This window comes from Dietzia sp. UCD-THP (genome assembly GCF_000349585.1).
GTDB classification, from domain to species: domain Bacteria; phylum Actinomycetota; class Actinomycetes; order Mycobacteriales; family Mycobacteriaceae; genus Dietzia; species Dietzia natronolimnaea_A.
This window is the reverse complement of record NZ_KB714656.1, coordinates 91,554-107,289: the sequence shown is the minus strand read 5'-3', so window position 1 is coordinate 107,289 and position 15,736 is coordinate 91,554. Positions and strand designations below refer to the sequence as shown.

Below are 15,736 nucleotides of genomic sequence, written 5' to 3'. Positions count from 1 at the left end.
GAGGTGCGGCGCGGTCGGCTCGCAGGGGCGAGTTTCGGGACGCGTCTGCTGGTGGTCATGGCCGGGGTGGTGGTGGGCTGCGCGGGGAGCGCCTGGCTCGTCGCCTCGGTGCTGGCGCCCGAGATCTTCCACGACCACCTCGGGCAGGCCGGGATCGAGCACGACTCCGCGGAGGCCGCCCACGTCGAGGAGGCGTTCACGGATTCGATCGTCCTGGCCTGGGGGCTGGCGGTGGGCGTCGCGGTGCTCCTGGCGTTGCTGGCGAGCTGGTACCTCACCCGCAGGGTCCAGCGTTCGGTCGCGGTGGTGACCGCCTCGACCGCCGAGATCGCCGGCGGACGCTACGACACGCGCGTCGCGAGCCCCGAGCTGGGGCGGGAGTTCGACGACCTCGCGACGAGCGTCAACGAACTCGCCCGGAGACTCGACGCCACCGACACCACGCGACGCCGGATGCTCGCCGACCTCGGTCACGAGATGCGCACCCCGCTGGCCACGATCGACTCCTACCTCGAGGCCGTCGACGACGGTGTGCGGGACTACGACGACGACACCAGGGAGGTGCTGTGGACGGCCACCCGCCGACTCGAACGCCTGGCGTCGGACATCGTAGCCGTCTCGGCCGTCGAGGAGCACCTGACCCGCCTCCATCCGGTCCCCACCACCATCGCCGGGTTGGTGGGGAGCGCCCTCGACGCCGCCCGGGAGCGGTTCGCGGACAAGGGGGTGGAGCTCACCGCCCGCGACCTCGTCGACGCCGAGGTCACCGTGGACGTCGACCGCATGGGCCAGGTACTGGGGAACCTGCTGGACAACGCACTACGGCACACCCCTGCCGGTGGCTCCGTCACCGTCAGCACCAGCCTGCTCCCCGCGGACACCGGCACCAGGACGTCCGGCACCGACACGGTGGCTCTGAGGCGGGTGTCCGTCACTGTCACCGACACCGGCGAGGGCGTGGCCGCGCACCACCTGGATCACCTCTTCGACCGCTTCTACCGCGTGGACACCGCCCGCGGCCGACACGGCGGGGGAAGTGGCATCGGGCTGGCGATCACCCGCGCACTCGTGGAGGCCCACGGCGGTCGCGTCAGCGCGGCCAGCGACGGCCCCGGGCACGGCGCGCGCTTCAGCTTCACGATCCCCCGGACCGCCCGGTGGCCCTGATCACCCGATCGCGCTGAGCAACTCCGCGCACGCCGTCTCGCAGCGGCGGCAGGCCTCGGCGCAGATCGCGCAGTGGGCGTGCATGCCCGCGTGGGACCCGCAGTCGTCAGCGCACGTCGCGCACGCGACGCGGCACGCGCTGAGCAACTCCTTGACCGCCCCCGAGATCGTCTCGGTCCGGCGACTCAGCACCGACGCGGTGGCCGCGCACACGTCCGCGCAGTCGAGATCGGTGCGGATGCAGTCGCGCATCTCCGCGACCGACTCCTCGGCCAGGCACGCGTCCGCGCAGGCGGTGCAGATGCGCGCGCACGCGGACGCGGCGTCGATCGCCTCCGCCAGCAACTCGACGGGCAGACCACCGGTCGGGTGGGGGTGGGACGTGATCATGTCGATGGTGCTCATGGTTCCTCCTGAAGCTCGTTCTGGTGAGGGCGAGGCGGGGGTCAGCGGGTGGCCAGGACGATCCGCTGCAGGTCGTGGCCCACGATCACGTCCCCGCCGTAGCCCTCCTGGGCCCAGTCGTGCCATTGCCGCACGTCCACGACGCCGGAGTAGTCGCCGAGGTGCGTGAGGACCAGTCGCTTGGCGCCGGCGCGCTCGGCGACCTGTCCCACCACCTGGACCTCGACGTGGGACTCCAGGTTGTGCTCGATCATGGCCGGCGGCAGATTGCCACCGCGCACGTTGATCGCCTCGTGCACGAGGGTGTCGGTGCCGAGCGCCAACCGGTCCAGGTTCTCGCTGAGGCTGGTGTCCCCGGAGAACGTCACCGACCCGTGCGCGGTGTCGAAGCGGAAGGCGAACGCGGGGAAGACCGGCCCGTGCGGGACGAGGGTGGCGGTGACCCGGACGTTCTGGTCCTCCATGACGAGGAACGGGTCCATCGCCGGGGAGGTGTTGGTGTAGCTGGCGCCGACGTCCGGGATCACGATCTCGTGGACGTCGAACAGCGTGCGCGGGTCGGGCGGTCCACCGGTGGGGCCGTTGTCCCGGAGGAAGATGTTCGACGTGTAGGCGTAGGCCTCGTCCAGCCGCTGCGTCATCTCCGCCGTGCCCGGGGTCGGGCTCTGGGGGGCGACCACCGGGAAGTCCGGGTAGTCGACGTTGGGCGGTCGCAGTCCGCCCGCGGACCCCGGGCCGTGGACGCCGACGGGGGCCACGAGTTTGTCCCCGGCGGCGTTGGCGACCACCCCACCGATGAGCGCGAAGTTGTAGTAGTCCGCGATGTGGTCGGCGTGCAGGTGGGTGAGGAAGATGTCGCTGATCGCCGCCAGTTCCAGGCCCGTGAGCCCGTACTGCGTCACCGCGGACCGCCCGCAGTCGATCACGTAGGCGGCCCCGTTGACCACGAGGACCGACGCGATCCCCACCCGCGTCCTCTCCACCATCGGGCCGGCGAGTGTCCCCAGGAGCAGTAGCTCGAGTGGTTCACGCTGCGCCGAGGGGATGCCGTCCGGCGGGGTGCCGCCGGACGACCCGAGGGAGCCGGAGCCCAGGGAGCCCGTGAGGCTCTGGGCTCCGGCGGAGCCGCTGCCGAAGCCCACGATTCCGGTCGCCGCGACCGCCCCGCCGAAGGCGGAGAGGACCGAGCGGCGGCTGAGGCGGGAAGTGCGCGGAGGCGGGGGGAGTGGTTCTGACGGGGGCATGGCGGCGTCCTTCTTCCGGGGTCGAGTCAGAGGCGGCGACGAGCCGGAGAAGTGCGCGCTACCAGCGCGTTGTGCCCGGAATGTAATCTACCTCACACTCGGTCGGATAAAAGCACATTCACGATCCGGGTCAGAACGGGACCTGGGTCCGGAGCAGCCCCTCTGCCGGGGCCCGGCCGCTGAGTGCTCGGCAGAACTCGAACGCGTCCATGGTGAGGTTCTCTCCCGCGCCCGAGTGTCCGCCGTGGTGCCAGCGTCCGCCCGCCGGGCCGGTGAGCTCCAGGTCGAAGGCCTGGCCGTGCCGACCGGCCCACTCGGTCACCACGTCGTCGATGATCACCCCCTCGTGCTCCGGGGTCGCCGTCATGGCGACGCCCGTCGCGGAGGCGATGTCGACGCGGTGCATGAACGGGTCGCGGGTGAGGATCACGTCGAACAGGTAGCCCATGGACCACCACTCGCCGTTGTCCTCCATGGTCTGCGTCCGCATCACGCCCGGTGCGCCTCGCCGGTGCCGGGCGGCCTTGGGGGCGGACCGACGGACCTCCGCGATCAGTTCCCCGGTCGACAGGCCGGCGTTCTTCTCCACCTGGAGCGCGGTCATCGCATCGATGGGGAGGCAGCCCTCGCGCTTGGCCCGCCTGCCGGAGGCGATCTGCTGACGGATCATCTCCGGCCAACTGGCGAGCATCTGGATCATGCCCAGCATGTGCCCGGCCATCGCGCGCACGTCCCACTCCGTGCAGTCGGTCTGGGTGCCCCACTGCTCGGGGGTGAGTCGTTCGAGCATCTCGGCCACCCGTTCGTATTCGGTCTCGGCCAGGCGTCCGGCGGTGTCCCGGTCCAGCAGGGGCTGTCGCGGGTCGTTCTTCGAGCGGTGGTGCCCGGTTGTCGTGGTCATGGCGGTGTACCTTCCTGTGTGGTGGTGACCGGGACGCCGGTCGGGATGCCGACGTCGTTGAGGTACATGTCGACCGCGCGGTCGAACAGGCGGGCCCAGCGATCGCCGCCGGGATCGTTGGCGAGTTGGGCGTCCGCCATGCCGCCCACCACCGCCACGTAGAGGTCGATGTCCTCCCGGTCGGTGATCCCGATCGCCGCGAACCGCTCGCGCAGACCGTCGAGCACCAGCACCGCGGGCGCGTAGGCCTCGGGGCTGGGGGTGAAGCCGGGGATGGTGCGCTGGTTCATCAGCTGGAAGCGAGCCAGGTCGGTGACGCAGAAGTCGAAGTACGCCCGCGCGTACAGCCGGACCGTCCCCCGGGCGTCGGACGAGCGCTGCTCGTCGAGGGACAGCATGACCTCGAGGCACTCGGTCCACGCCTGGGCGAACATCGCGTCGTAGATCGCGTTCTTGGAGTCCACGTGGGAGTAGAGGGACGGCGCCTTCATGCCCACCCGGGCCGCGACGTCGCGGAGGGTGAGCTGGGCCAGGCCCTGCTCGCGGGCCACCGCCCACGCGGCGTCGATGATCTCCCGCCGTGTCGCCTCACGTCGTTCGGCCGACCTATCGCGATTCGGAGTGCCTAACATGGTTAGGATTGTGCGCCGGTGACCCGCCGGTGTCCAGAGGCGATCGGGTTGCGTTCGGGTCTCGGTGCCGTCACGGCGCGTGGGCCCCGAGGGTCACCACCTCGTCGGCCCAGCGCCCGGCCAGTCGGAGATCGTGGGTGATCGCCAGGACGCCCAGGCCTCCGTCGGCCCGCCGGCGAAGGGTGCGGGCGATCGCGGCCGTGCTCAGCGGATCCAGATGGGCGGTGGCCTCGTCGGCGATCAGGTACCGGGGTTCCTGGGCCAGCGCGCGGGCCAGGCAGGCGCGCTGGAGTTGCCCGCCGGAGACCTCCGCCGGGCGGCGGTCCAGCAGCGCCGGGTCCAGGCCGACCTCGACCGCCAGTGCGTCCGGGTCCACGGGGACGCCGCGCACCGACGCCGACAGGGTGAGGGCCCGGCGCAGCGTCAGGTGCGGGTCCGTCGCGGACACCGGATCCTGGTCCAGCAGGGCCGTGTGGCCGGGCAGCCGACCCCGACGACGTCGCACACCCACGCCCCCCGCGGTCACCGAACCGGAGCCGGGGACGAGCAGGCCCGCGAGCAGGTGGGCCACCGTGGTCTTGCCGCACCCGGAGGGCCCGACGAGCGCGGTGATCCGTCCGGGTCGCACGGTCAGGTCGGTCGGCGGGAGGACGAATCCGCCGTCGGGACGGCGGTAGGTGACCCGGTCGGCGACGAGGGTCATGACGACGACGACCCGACCGCCGCGCCGAGCTCCGGTGTGAAGTCGGGCACCGCCGGCACCGCCGCCGATCCGGGGTGCAGCGCGGCGGCCAGGAGTTCACGGGTGTACGGGGTGTCGGGTGCGGCGAGCAACCGCGAGGCCGGGCCCACGTCACAGAGGTGGCCGGCCCGGAGCACGGCGACCTCGTCGGCGGCGTCCGAGTCGGTCAGCGTGGCCAGGTCGTGGGTGATCACCACGAGGCCGATGCGGCGCTCGTCGGCCAGGCGGCGCAGCAGCCGGAGAGTGGCCAGGGCGGGCCCGGCGTCCAGGCCCGCGGTCGGCTCGTCGGCCACCAGCACCGACGGAGCGGTGGCCAGAGCGGCCGCGATCGCCGCACGCCGGAGTTGCCCTCCGGACAACTGGTGCGGATAGCGGTCGGCCAGCGCCGGGTCGAGACCCACCTCGAGGCACAGCTCGGCGACCGAGCGGCGGCCATCCCGCCCCCGCCCGGCCGCGGCGAGCGCTTCCGCGAGCTGCCCGCGCACATGCCGGGTGGGTGTGAACGCGGCGGCCGCCGACTGCGGCACGTGGCCCACCCGGGACCTGCGGGCCGTATCTCTGAGAAGCGAATCTCTGAGAAGCGTGTCCCCGAGGACCGTGATGCGACCCCGGACGTGGGCCTGTTCCGGTAGCAGACCGCAGCACGCGTCCCCGAGCGTCGATTTGCCGGCGCCCGACTCGCCCACCACGGCCAGCACCCGCGCCGGCGGGACACGCAGCGTGACGCGGTCGAGGATCCGGACAGGGTGGCCCTCCGGGCCGGGCACCGACACCGTGAGTCCGGCGATCTCCAGCGCCGGGGTCGAGGCCACGGGTGGCGACGGAACAGGTGGCGACGGAACAGGTGTCGACGGAACAGGTGTCGACGGTATCGGGTCGCCGGAGGGACCGGACCCGTTGTCGTCGTCGATCTCGTGGATCGCGGGCGACGCCCCCCTGCGTCCCCGGCACCGCCCTGCGGGGGCGAGCAGCGCCACGGCCACGGTCACCACGATCAGCGCCGCGGCGGGGAAGGCCAGCGCCCACCAGCGGCCCAGCAGCAGATCCGCCCGGGACAGGGCGACGAGCGTGCCGAGGCTCGCCTCCTCGGGCGGCAGTCCGATGCCCAGGAACGACAGCGTGGACTCGTGCCATACGGCGTGGGGGAGCATCACCACCACGGCCAGCCCCGCCTGTCCGGCGACGGCCGGGAGCACGTGGTGGCGCACCAACCCGGCGGGCGAGGCCCCGGCCACGCGCGAGGCGGCGACGTACCCCGAGGCCATGACCTTCTGCGTCTCGGCGCGCACGATCCTCGCCACCGGGGGCCAGTGGGTCAGCGCCAGGGCCAGGACCAGGGCGGTGATCGACCCCCGGAACAGGGCCACCACCACGACCGTCGCCAACAGGTGCGGCACCGCGGCCACGGCGTCGGTCAGGCGCATGAGCAGCGCGTCGACCCGCGCGCCGCCCGCGGAGGCGGCGGCGCCCACGGCCACCCCGATCGCCGCCGCGGCCACCGCGGACCCGGCGGCCACCGCCAGGGAGACCCGCAGCGCCTGCGCCACCCGCACCGAGGTGTCGTGGCCCAGCGTGTCGGTGCCCATGAGGTGCGGCCGACCCGGGGCCAGCCCGGCGCGCAGGTAGTCGGTGTCCACCCACGCCGGCGGGGCGAGCAGTGGCCAGCCGATCGCGTACGCGACGACCAGCGCCAGGAGGAGCATCGCGACGGCGCGGCGGGGGGTCACGTACTCACGCATCGATCCGCACCCTGGGGTCGGCCAGCAGCAGCAGGCAGTCGGCGAGCCAGGTCCCCACCAGGACGGTGGCCGAGGCGCCCAGGGTCACCGCGGCCAGCAGCGCGAAGTCGGCTTCCAGGGCGGCGTCCACGGTGGCGGCGGCCAGGCCGGGCCAGGCGAAGACGGCCTCCACCACAAGCGACCCCGCGATGAGCTCGGGCAGCCGCGCGCCGAGCAGCGCGATGAGCGGCGTCCACGACACGGCCGCGATGTGCCCGGTGAGCACCGTGGGCTCGTTCAGCCCCCGGGCGCGGGCCTCGGCCACGGGTGCGGAGGCCTCCGCGTCGAGGACCGAGCGGCGCAGGGCCAGCAGCATCCACGGGACCTGACCCGCGGCCAGCGCCACCGCGGGCAGGACGAGGTGGCGTGCGAGAGTGGCGAGCGTCGGGTCCTGGCCGGGCGGGGCCGCCCCGGTGACCGGCAGCCACCCCAGCGTCACCGCGAACACCGCGACCGACCCCATGGCCAGGACGAACGGGGGCACGGCGCTGAGCAGCACGGCAGTCGCGGCCAGAGCCCGGTCGACGGCGCCGTGCGGTCGGCGGGCGGCGGCGACACCGGCCGCCAGGGTGACCGCCAACGCCAGGGCGAGCGCGGTGGCGGAGAGCAGGACCGTCCACGGCAACCGCTGCGTCACCACCTCGAGCACAGGTTGCCGGTAGGAGTAGGAGAACCCGGCGTCGCCGGCGGCCAGCCCGACCACCCACGTCCACCACGCCTGCCACCACGTCAGGTCGGTCCCCAGCGCGGCGGCCGCCGCGGCTCGCTCGGCCACGGTGGTGCGCTCGTATCCGGCGCCGAAGTGGGCGGCCAGCGGCTCCAGCGGGGAGGTCGCGGCCAGGACGAACGCACCGACCGTGACGGCCAGCAGGACCAGCGGCGCCGCGACGGCGCGGCGGGCCGAGAGGCGAGCCAGGTCGGAGCGGCGCTCGCGCAGTCGGCGGATCACCGGTCGCGGGTCCAGGAGGCGAGCGACCACCACGGACCCCATGTCACACCGTGCGTGTGCGGTTCGAGGATCGGTGCGGGCCGGGTGTGGCCGGTCTCCCGGAGAACGTAGGTGTGGTCGAGCGTGGCCAGGAAGACGTGGCCGGGGGCGCGGGCGTAGGCGCGCTGCGCCTCGCGGTAGAACTCCGTGCGTTCGACGGGGTCGGCGGTGGTGCGGGCCGCGTCCAGGGCCGCGTCCACCCGCGGGTCGCTGAAGTCCCCGGGGTTGTCCAGCGGGCCGGTCGCGGCGGTCCGTGAGTGCAGGGCCCGGTAGGCCTGGGTGTCCACGGTGTAGGGGTTGTCGCCGCCGCCGAGCAGGATCGCCACCTCCCCGATCCGCTGCTCGATCTGGTCCCAACTGCCGCCCCACACGGTCACCGCCACCCCGAGGTCGCGTAGTTGGTCGGCGAACGCCGAGGCCAGCTCGCGACGGACCGGGTCGGTGGCCGGGTAGGCCAGGGTGAACTCGGCGCGCTCGCCGTCGCGGACGAGCACGTCGTCGTCGCCGGGCCGCCATCCCGCCTCCCGAAGGATCTCGGTCGCCTCGGCGGTGCGCTCGCCCGCGTCCCGCGCCTCGGTGAACGGTGAGGACTCGTACTCCGGGTAGGCGTCGCTGATGGGGGAGGCCACCGGCCTGCCGTACCCGGACAGGACGCGGTCCACCAGGCCGTCGCGGTCCACGGCCACGTTGAGCGCCCGCCGGGCCGCGGGATCGCCGGCGAAGGGATGCGACATGGGCAGCGCCACCGCGCGCCAGTCCGCCGACGACACCGAGACCAGCTCCAGACCGTCCCGGTCGGCCAGCCCCTCGGCGAGCCTGGGCGGCAGCGAAGCCCCGTCGACCTCCCCGGCCATCACCATCTGCGCCCGCGCATCGGCGTCCGGAACCGACCGCAGGACCAACCGGCTCACCTCGGGCGGGCCGTCGCGGTGCTCGGGAAAGGCCTCGAGCACGGCCTCCGCGGCGGTGAGGCGGTCGAGCCGGTAGGGGCCCGTGCCGACCGGCGCCGAGTTGAGGACCGACGCCGAGGCCGGTCCTGGGGTCAGCGCCTCGGAGGGGACGATGCCCAGCAGCAGCCGGGCCGGCATGCCCGGGTCGGGCGCGCGGAGCTGGAAGCGCACGGTCAGAGCGTCCGGGGTCTCGACCCGCTCGATCGTGGAGTAGTCCGAGGCGATGGGGGAGGCCGAACGCGGGTCGACCACGGCTCGGTAGGTGGCGGCCACGTCGCCCGAATCCAGTTGCGAGCCGTCGTGGAAACGCACCTCGTCGCGCAGTCGGACCGTCCAGGTGAGCCCGTCCGCGCTGACCTCGGGCTCCTCCGCGGCCAGGGCGGGCTCGAGCCGGGGCAACGTCGAGTCGTCCTCCGCGGCCGGGCGCAGGAGTCCCTCGTACAGCGGGGAGACGCCGGTCGATCCGTATCCGGACACCGGGTTGAACTCACCGGGGTCCCCGCCGTCCGCCAGCACGATCTGGTCCACCTCGCCCTGGCCTCCCTCACCCTGGCCCCCGGCGGGGGAGGAGGTGGGCACCGAGCAGCCGGCCAGGGCCAGGGTGACGGCGAGGCCGGTGCCGACCAGGGTGACGATCGATCTCACGTACAACTCCTGCCAGACAAGGGTAGGTGTCCGGTTGGACACATAGTGGGCAGAGCGTAGCCAGTGGATGTGTCAGCGTTGTTAACGGATAATGCAGGTGACGAGCGCCGGTGACGGAGGGGGAGCGATGGAACTGGGCGACTGGGCCGAGCGCTTCGAGTTGCTCGGCGACCCCACCCGGCTGGGCCTGCTCGCGCACATGCACCAGGCGGGCCCCGGGGTCGCGACCGTCTCGGACCTGGCCGCCGCGACCGGGATCACCCGCAACGCCGCGTCCCAGGCCCTGCGCATCCTGCGGGATCGGGGCTGGGTGACCGCGGTCCGCGACCCCGTGGACGGCAGGGTGGTCCGGTACTCGCTCGCCGACGACACCGTCCACCGCATCCTGCACCTCATGGGCGCCCGCCACCACTGAGTGCGCTGCGTTGTCGACTCGCGCGGGCGGATTGGTCCATAGGGGACGCGGAAGCCGGATGGGAGCGGGCAAAGAGGACGCGCGAGTCAATGAGGACGCGCGACGCGGAGGACTCGTCCACGCGTAACTCGCGGCGCGATCCGGCGAAACACCCGCGCAATCTCGCCGCGCCACGATGTGCGCATGGACACCGTCGCCGAGACCGTGAGCCGGTGGCGCGCCGAGGGGATCCCGTGCGCGCTCGCCCGCGTCGTGGGCACCGGCGGCTCCGCCCCGCTGGCCACCGGCACAGCGATGGCCGTGGCCGCGACCGGAGAGCTGGTCGGTGGGGTCTCCGGCGGGTGTGTGGACGGGGCGGTGTTCACGCTCTGCCAGGAGGTCGTGGCCGACGGGCGGCCGGCCTCCGCGGTGTTCGGCCCCGACGGCGACGAACTCCTGGCGGTGGGCCCGACCTGCGGCGGAAGCCTGGAGGTGTACGTGGAGTACGTCCCCGCCCACGGCAGGCATGCGGTCGACCGCGTCACCGCCGCCCTGGGCGAGGGACGGCCGGTGGCGATCACCACCGTCCTGGACGGACCCCGCTCCGGTGAATGGACGGTTGTGGTGGGGACACCGCCGACGGAGGATGACGACGAGGACGCGCAGCACACCGACGACCTGTCCCCGGCCCGCGTCCGTGCCGCCGAGATGCTCGGCCGGCCGGGGACCGCGCTGGTGGACAGCGCAGCCGGGCGCGTCTTCGTGCAGTCCCTCGCCCGGCCGCAGCTCCTGGTGTTCGGCGCCACCGCGTTCGCCGAGGCCCTGGCCACCATCGGGCACCTGCTCGGTTACCGAGTCACGGTGTGCGACGCCCGGCCCGTCTTCTCCCGCCCGGAGCGGTTCCCGAACGCCGCCGAGGTGGTGCGGTGCTGGCCCCACGAGTTCCTGCGGCGGACCCGCGTGGGCCCGGGCACCGCGATCTGCGTTCTCACGCACGACCCCCGCTTCGACATCCCACTGCTCGCCGAAGCCCTGCGCACCGACGCCGGGTACATCGGCGCCATGGGCAGCCGGCGCACCCACTCCGAGCGCCTGGCGCTGCTCCGCGAGGCGGGCGTCGCCGAGAGCGAGTTGGGGCGACTCCGCTCACCGATCGGCCTTGACCTCGGCGCCCGCACCGCCGCCGAGACGGCCGTATCGATCGCCGCGGAGCTCGTCGCCCACCATCGGGGCGGGACGGGTGCCCCGCTCACCGGCCTCGACGTGGCCATCCACCGGTGACCGCGAGGGTGGGGCTCGTGCTGGCGGCCGGAGCGGGTCGTCGCTTCGGCGGGCCCAAGGCGCTGGTCGAGTACCGGGGAGTACGCCTGGTCGACCGCGCCGTAGGGCTGCTGCGCGGGGGCGGATGCGACCTCGTCGTCGTCGTCACCGGAGCAGCCCCGATCGACGTGGCCGGCGCGCGGGTGGTGCACAACGAGGAATGGGACTCGGGGATGGGGTCGTCTTTGCGGGCCGGCCTGGTGGCGGTGGCGGGGCGTGACGTGGTGGTGGTGCCGGTGGACATGCCGTGGCTCGGCGTGGACGCGGTGCGGCGGGTCCGCGGGGCGGGATCCGGCGACGGCCACAGCGCGGACCTGGCGGTGGCGACCTATGACGGCCGGTGGGGTCACCCGGTGCTGCTCGGCGGACGACACCACCCGGGGGTGATCGCGTCGGCGGTCGGTGACGTCGGCGCGCGTCGGTACCTGCGCGCGCACGCCGACTCCGTGGTCGAGGTGCCGTGCGGGGACACCGGGTCGCCGCGCGACGTGGACGTGCCCGGGGACCTTCTGCCCGCCCCGTAACACCCGTGACACACTGGGTATCCGGCCGGTAATAGCGCGCGGATACAACTGGTCATCGGCTCGGCCACCTCTCACCGGCAGGCCGCGCCCCGGTACCCCGGCCCCCGTCACCTCGGCCGGCACCCCAGATCCGGGAGCGGACATGACCACATCACCAGCGACCACCCCAGCAGTGAGCACCCCACAGACCGGGTTCAGCGTCCCGGTGATCGACCTGAGCCCGTACACCACCGGCTCCGGCGGCGCCGACGACACGCCCGCCGACGACGCGCCCGCCGCCCGCGAACGCGTCGCCCGCGAGATCGACGCCGCGTGCTCGCAGGTGGGATTCATGCAGATCGTCGGGCACGGCATCGACGACGCGGTGATCGACGGATTGGCGGGGGCTATCGACGAGTTCTTCGCACTGCCCCCCGAGACCAAGAACAGCTATCGCGTGGCCGACGCCAACCGCGGCTACAGCCCACCGAAGAGCGAGACGCTCAGCCTGAGCCTGGGAGTCGAGTCCGCCAGCCGGATGAACGACTTCTTCGAGGCCTTCAACGTCGGCGTCGAGGCGCGCTCCTTCCCCGACCTGGCCCTGGACGAGGCCGACTACGGGATCAACGTGTGGCCGGAGTGCGGGGACTTCCGGGCCCGGATCGACGCCTACTTCGACGAGGCCTCGCGGGTCGCGCGAACCCTCACCCGGGCGTTCGCCGACGCACTCGGTGTCCCCCCCGAGGTGTTCACCGACATCACCGGGCACTCGATCGACGTGCTGCGACTGAACAACTACGCCCTGCCCCCGGGCCCGATCACCCTCGACGGCGAACTCACCGGGATGGGCGAGCACACCGACTTCGGACTGGTCACCGTCCTGTGGGCCGACCGTGTCGCGGGCCTCCAGGTCCTGTCCTCCGACGGGGTGTGGCACGACGTCCAGCCGATCGAGGGCGGACTGCTGGTGAACCTGGGGGATCTCACCGCGCGACTGACCGGCGACCGCTGGATGTCCACCCTGCACCGGGTCAAGCCGCCGGTCGTCGACGGTGGGATCGTGCGACGGCGCTCGGCGGCGTTTTTTCACGACGGCGACGTCGACGCGGTCGTAGGCACCCTGCCCGGCCTCGTCGGCGCGGACCAGTCCGCGTACGAGCCGATCACCGTGCGCGAGCACATCGCCGCCAAACTCGCCGGCTCCCGCCAGGGCAGGGCCAACACTGGCGCCGTCCGCGAGGCCGCGCGAGTCCTGGCGGCAGCCCAGCAGGAGCGCCGGTGACGGGAGGACTCAGAGGACTCAGAGGGCTTGACGGGCTGGCCGACGCTCTGGATTCGGACCTCGCCGGCGCCGACGCGGACCTCGCAAGGCGGTTTCCGGGCCCTGCCGCCACCCGCCAACCGGTCCACACCCTGTACCTGCCCGCCGAACGCGTCCACGCCGGCGTGGTGGCCGAGGTCGGCGCGGCCGCGCTCGAGGCCTTCGACACCCACCTGGCGGATCCGCCCGCGCTGGTGGAAGTGTTCGGGGACCTGGTGCCTGGGGGACCCGACCCCGAGGTTGAGGCCGCATCCCTCCACGCACTCGTGAGGGGCAAACTCGAGCGGGAACCCGTCGAGGACCTCCGCATCGACTTCGAGGACGGCTTCACCCAGCGGGGCGTGCCCGCCGCTGCCCGAGACCGCGACGAGGACGCGCACATCGATCGGGTGGTCGCGGATCTGCTGGCGGCACCGTCGCTCCTGCCTCCGTTCTGGGGGCTGCGGTTCGGCTCCCTCGACCCGCAGACCCGCCGGCGCGGGATCCGGACCTTCACCAGGTTCGTCAGCGGACTCGCGGCGGGCGGCGGTTGGCACGGCGGTCTGGCGAGCGGTTTCCGGCCGACCCTGCCCAAGGTCACCTCGGTGGACCAGGTGCGGGCCATGGTGCGGATGTGCCGCGAGCTCGAGAAGGCGAGCGGGCTGGCCGAGCGGACCCTCGGGTTCGAGATCCAGATCGAGACCCCGCAGTCGATCTGTGGGCCCGACGGGTCCGCGCTGGTGGCGCGGCTGGTGCACGCGGCCGACCGACGCTGCATCGGGCTGCACTACGGCACCTACGACTACTCGGCGGCCTGTGGGATCGCCGCCGAGTACCAGGCGATGGACCACCCCGTCGCCGACCACGCCAAGGCCGTCATGCAGGTCGCCGCCGCCGGCACCGGGGTGGCGCTGTCGGACGGCTCCACCAACAGACTGCCGGTGGGGGAGGCGGACGCGGTCCTCACTGCCTGGCAGCTGCACGCGCGGCTGGTCGACCGGTCCCTGCGTCGCGGCTTCTACCAGGGCTGGGACCTTCACCCCGCGCAGCTGGTGTCCCGTTACGTGGCCACCTACGCCTTCTACCGTCGCTCGCTGCCCGCCGCCGGTGCCCGCCTCTCGGCCTACCTCGGCACAGCCGACATATCAGCTGCCTCAGGCGCTGAGTCGCCCGGATACCTCGACGAGCCGGCCACCGCCCGCGCGCTGGCCGACTTCTGCGTCCGCGCGCTGGACTGCGGCGCGGCCACCGACGCCGAGGTCGAGGGGCTGGCCGGCGCGGACAGGGCCACGCTCGACCGGCTCCGGCGACCCGGCACCGGCCAGGCCCCCCACAGCCCGGGGGAGGCCACGACATGAGTGCACACGGCGCCCCCGAGACTGTCCTGCGCGCACGCCGCGCGGTGATCGGCTCCGAGGTCGTGCCCGCCACCGTGACGGTCTCGGACGGGATCATCCTGGCCGTCGAGACCGGCCCCGCGGCCCCGACCTCCCCGACTCGGGCCGGCACGCACGTCGTGGATCTGGACGACGACGTGGTGCTGCTGCCCGGCCTCGTCGACACCCACGTCCACGTCAACGAACCCGGCCGCACGGACTGGGAGGGATTCGCCAGCGCCACCCGCGCCGCGGCGTGCGGCGGGGTGACCACCCTGATCGACATGCCGCTCAACTCCAGCCCTGTCACCACCACGCCCGATGCGCTCGACGCGAAACTGGCCAGCGCGGGCGGCAAGCTGCAGGTGGACACCGCGTTCTGGGGCGGAGCGGTGCCCGACAACCTGGGCCGTCTGCGCGAACTCTGGGACCGCGGGGTGTTCGGGTTCAAGTGCTTTCTGCTCGACTCCGGGATCGAGGAGTTCCCGCCACTGGATGCCGCGCAGATGGTCGCCGCGATGGAGGAGATCGCCGGGTTCGATGGACTGCTGATCGTCCACGCCGAGGACGCCGGGACCATCGACGCGCAGCCTCCCGCGTCCGGGCCCGCGTACGCGGGATTCATCGAGTCCAGGCCGGTCGCCGCAGAGGTCCGTGCGGTCGCGCAGGTGATCGACGGCGTCCGCCGCACCGGTTGCCGGACCCACATCCTCCACCTCTCGGCCGCCGACGCCCTCCCGCTGATCCGTTCGGCCAAGGCGGAGGGGCTGCCCCTCACGGTGGAGACGTGCCCGCACTACCTCTCGTTGTTCTCCGAGGAGATCCAGCCCGGCGCCACCCACTACAAGTGTTGCCCGCCGATCCGGGAGGCCGGCAACCGCGAGCGGCTCTGGGAGGGGCTGCGGGACGGAACCATCGACCTGGTGGTCTCCGACCATTCGCCGTGTGTTCCCGAGCTCAAGCGCTTCGACACCGGTGACTTCGGCCAAGCCTGGGGTGGCATCGCCTCGGTTCAACTGGGCCTGCCGATCGTCTGGTCCGAGGCGCGACTGCGCGGTCTGGGGCTGCCCGATGTCGTCCGGTGGATGTCGTCCGGCCCCGCCGAGTTCGCCGGACTTCACGAGCGCGGGTCGATCCGCCCGGGCGCCCGCGCCGACCTGGTGGTCCTGGCCCCCGACGAGGCGTTCGTGGTCCTGCCCGAGCGGTTGCAGCACAAGAACCCCGTCACCGCGTACGCCCAGCGGGCACTCGGTGGCGTGGTGCGCGAGGTCTACCTCGCGGGCCGCCGCGTCGACCTCGACGGCCCCGCCACCGGCACCGCGGTCTTCCGCCCGGGCCCACCTGAGCCAGCTGTGCCACCCACGCGAACGGAACTCCCCAGATGACACCTC

General features: G+C 73.2%; 15 protein-coding genes. 7 read left to right on the top strand and 8 right to left on the bottom strand.

Translation table 11 applies throughout. The features are described 5' to 3' along the window. The first annotated feature begins 57 nt into the window (after positions 1-57). The gene (locus tag H483_RS34835) at positions 58-1,167 is read left to right on the top strand and encodes a cell wall metabolism sensor histidine kinase WalK (protein WP_042330141.1); all 1,110 of its coding nucleotides are present in this window, start codon (positions 58-60) and stop codon (positions 1,165-1,167) included. Here H483_RS34835 and H483_RS34830 read toward each other — a convergent pair whose 3' ends face one another. From H483_RS34830 to H483_RS34800, 8 genes are all read right to left on the bottom strand, one after another. Then, positions 1,168-1,572: a four-helix bundle copper-binding protein gene (locus H483_RS34830; RefSeq protein WP_017838006.1), complete on the bottom strand. Its 405-nt coding sequence runs from the start codon at positions 1,570-1,572 to the stop codon at positions 1,168-1,170. A gap of 41 nt (positions 1,573-1,613) precedes the next feature. Next, positions 1,614-2,816: an MBL fold metallo-hydrolase gene (locus H483_RS34825; protein ID WP_017838005.1), complete on the bottom strand. Its 1,203-nt coding sequence runs from the start codon at positions 2,814-2,816 to the stop codon at positions 1,614-1,616. Between the two features lie 130 nt (positions 2,817-2,946). Continuing rightward, complete coding sequence (locus H483_RS34820; protein WP_017838004.1) at positions 2,947-3,717, bottom strand: maleylpyruvate isomerase family mycothiol-dependent enzyme; 771 nt, start codon at positions 3,715-3,717, stop codon at positions 2,947-2,949. Then, on the bottom strand, positions 3,714-4,349 hold the full coding sequence (locus H483_RS0119995) for a TetR/AcrR family transcriptional regulator (RefSeq protein WP_042330083.1): 636 nt from the start codon (positions 4,347-4,349) through the stop codon (positions 3,714-3,716). The genes H483_RS34820 and H483_RS0119995 overlap by 4 nt, the downstream gene beginning before the upstream one ends. Positions 4,350-4,419: 70 nt before the next feature. Then, positions 4,420-5,052: an ABC transporter ATP-binding protein gene (locus H483_RS34815; RefSeq protein WP_017838002.1), complete on the bottom strand. Its 633-nt coding sequence runs from the start codon at positions 5,050-5,052 to the stop codon at positions 4,420-4,422. Further along, entirely contained in the window at positions 5,049-6,830 is a 1,782-nt protein-coding gene (locus H483_RS34810; protein ID WP_017838001.1) for an ATP-binding cassette domain-containing protein, read from the bottom strand. The genes H483_RS34815 and H483_RS34810 overlap by 4 nt, the downstream gene beginning before the upstream one ends. Continuing rightward, the gene (locus tag H483_RS34805) at positions 6,823-7,860 is read right to left on the bottom strand and encodes an ABC transporter permease (protein ID WP_017838000.1); all 1,038 of its coding nucleotides are present in this window, start codon (positions 7,858-7,860) and stop codon (positions 6,823-6,825) included. The genes H483_RS34810 and H483_RS34805 overlap by 8 nt, the downstream gene beginning before the upstream one ends. Next, a complete protein-coding gene (locus tag H483_RS34800; RefSeq protein ID WP_017837999.1) occupies positions 7,815-9,452 on the bottom strand; it encodes an ABC transporter substrate-binding protein in 1,638 nt (545 codons plus the stop codon). Before H483_RS34800 ends, H483_RS34805 begins: the two co-directional genes overlap by 46 nt. Before the next feature lie 91 nt (positions 9,453-9,543). On the opposite strand from H483_RS34800, the gene H483_RS34795 reads away from it, so the two are divergent. The 6 genes from H483_RS34795 to allB all read left to right on the top strand — a co-directional run bounded on the left by H483_RS34795 (position 9,544) and on the right by allB (position 15,730). Continuing rightward, complete coding sequence (locus H483_RS34795) at positions 9,544-9,867, top strand: ArsR/SmtB family transcription factor (protein ID WP_371204748.1); 324 nt, start codon at positions 9,544-9,546, stop codon at positions 9,865-9,867. A 183-nt stretch (positions 9,868-10,050) separates the two neighbouring features. Beyond that, positions 10,051-11,127, top strand: coding sequence for an XdhC family protein (locus H483_RS34790; RefSeq protein ID WP_017837997.1), 1,077 nt, complete (start codon positions 10,051-10,053; stop codon positions 11,125-11,127). Next, positions 11,124-11,690 carry an NTP transferase domain-containing protein gene (locus H483_RS34785; RefSeq protein WP_017837996.1) on the top strand — a complete coding sequence of 189 codons (567 nt, stop codon included), beginning with the start codon at positions 11,124-11,126 and terminating at the stop codon, positions 11,688-11,690. Before H483_RS34790 ends, H483_RS34785 begins: the two co-directional genes overlap by 4 nt. 142 nt (positions 11,691-11,832) lie before the next feature. Further along, positions 11,833-12,951: an isopenicillin N synthase family oxygenase gene (locus H483_RS34780; protein WP_042330080.1), complete on the top strand. Its 1,119-nt coding sequence runs from the start codon at positions 11,833-11,835 to the stop codon at positions 12,949-12,951. Beyond that, on the top strand, positions 12,948-14,327 hold the full coding sequence (locus tag H483_RS34775) for an aldolase/citrate lyase family protein (protein ID WP_017837994.1): 1,380 nt from the start codon (positions 12,948-12,950) through the stop codon (positions 14,325-14,327). The genes H483_RS34780 and H483_RS34775 overlap by 4 nt, the downstream gene beginning before the upstream one ends. Continuing rightward, positions 14,324-15,730, top strand: a complete 1,407-nt coding sequence (gene allB / locus H483_RS34770) for an allantoinase AllB (RefSeq protein WP_017837993.1) — start codon at positions 14,324-14,326, stop codon at positions 15,728-15,730. Before H483_RS34775 ends, allB begins: the two co-directional genes overlap by 4 nt. Positions 15,731-15,736: the final 6 nt, after the last annotated feature.

What these genes read in the sequence shown, in the direction of transcription:
- H483_RS34835 (WP_042330141.1), top strand. Translation starts at nt 58, where the DNA reads ATGGCCGGGGTGGTGGTGGGCTGCGCGGGGAGCGCCTGGCTCGTCGCC.
- H483_RS34830 (WP_017838006.1), bottom strand. Translation starts at nt 1,572, where the DNA reads ATGAGCACCATCGACATGATCACGTCCCACCCCCACCCGACCGGTGGT.
- H483_RS34825 (WP_017838005.1), bottom strand. Translation starts at nt 2,816, where the DNA reads ATGCCCCCGTCAGAACCACTCCCCCCGCCTCCGCGCACTTCCCGCCTC.
- H483_RS34820 (WP_017838004.1), bottom strand. Translation starts at nt 3,717, where the DNA reads ATGACCACGACAACCGGGCACCACCGCTCGAAGAACGACCCGCGACAG.
- H483_RS0119995 (WP_042330083.1), bottom strand. Translation starts at nt 4,349, where the DNA reads ATGTTAGGCACTCCGAATCGCGATAGGTCGGCCGAACGACGTGAGGCG.
- H483_RS34815 (WP_017838002.1), bottom strand. Translation starts at nt 5,052, where the DNA reads ATGACCCTCGTCGCCGACCGGGTCACCTACCGCCGTCCCGACGGCGGA.
- H483_RS34810 (WP_017838001.1), bottom strand. Translation starts at nt 6,830, where the DNA reads ATGCGTGAGTACGTGACCCCCCGCCGCGCCGTCGCGATGCTCCTCCTG.
- H483_RS34805 (WP_017838000.1), bottom strand. Translation starts at nt 7,860, where the DNA reads ATGGGGTCCGTGGTGGTCGCTCGCCTCCTGGACCCGCGACCGGTGATC.
- H483_RS34795 (WP_371204748.1), top strand. Translation starts at nt 9,544, where the DNA reads ATGCAGGTGACGAGCGCCGGTGACGGAGGGGGAGCGATGGAACTGGGC.
- H483_RS34790 (WP_017837997.1), top strand. Translation starts at nt 10,051, where the DNA reads ATGGACACCGTCGCCGAGACCGTGAGCCGGTGGCGCGCCGAGGGGATC.
- H483_RS34780 (WP_042330080.1), top strand. Translation starts at nt 11,833, where the DNA reads ATGACCACATCACCAGCGACCACCCCAGCAGTGAGCACCCCACAGACC.
- allB (WP_017837993.1), top strand. Translation starts at nt 14,324, where the DNA reads ATGAGTGCACACGGCGCCCCCGAGACTGTCCTGCGCGCACGCCGCGCG.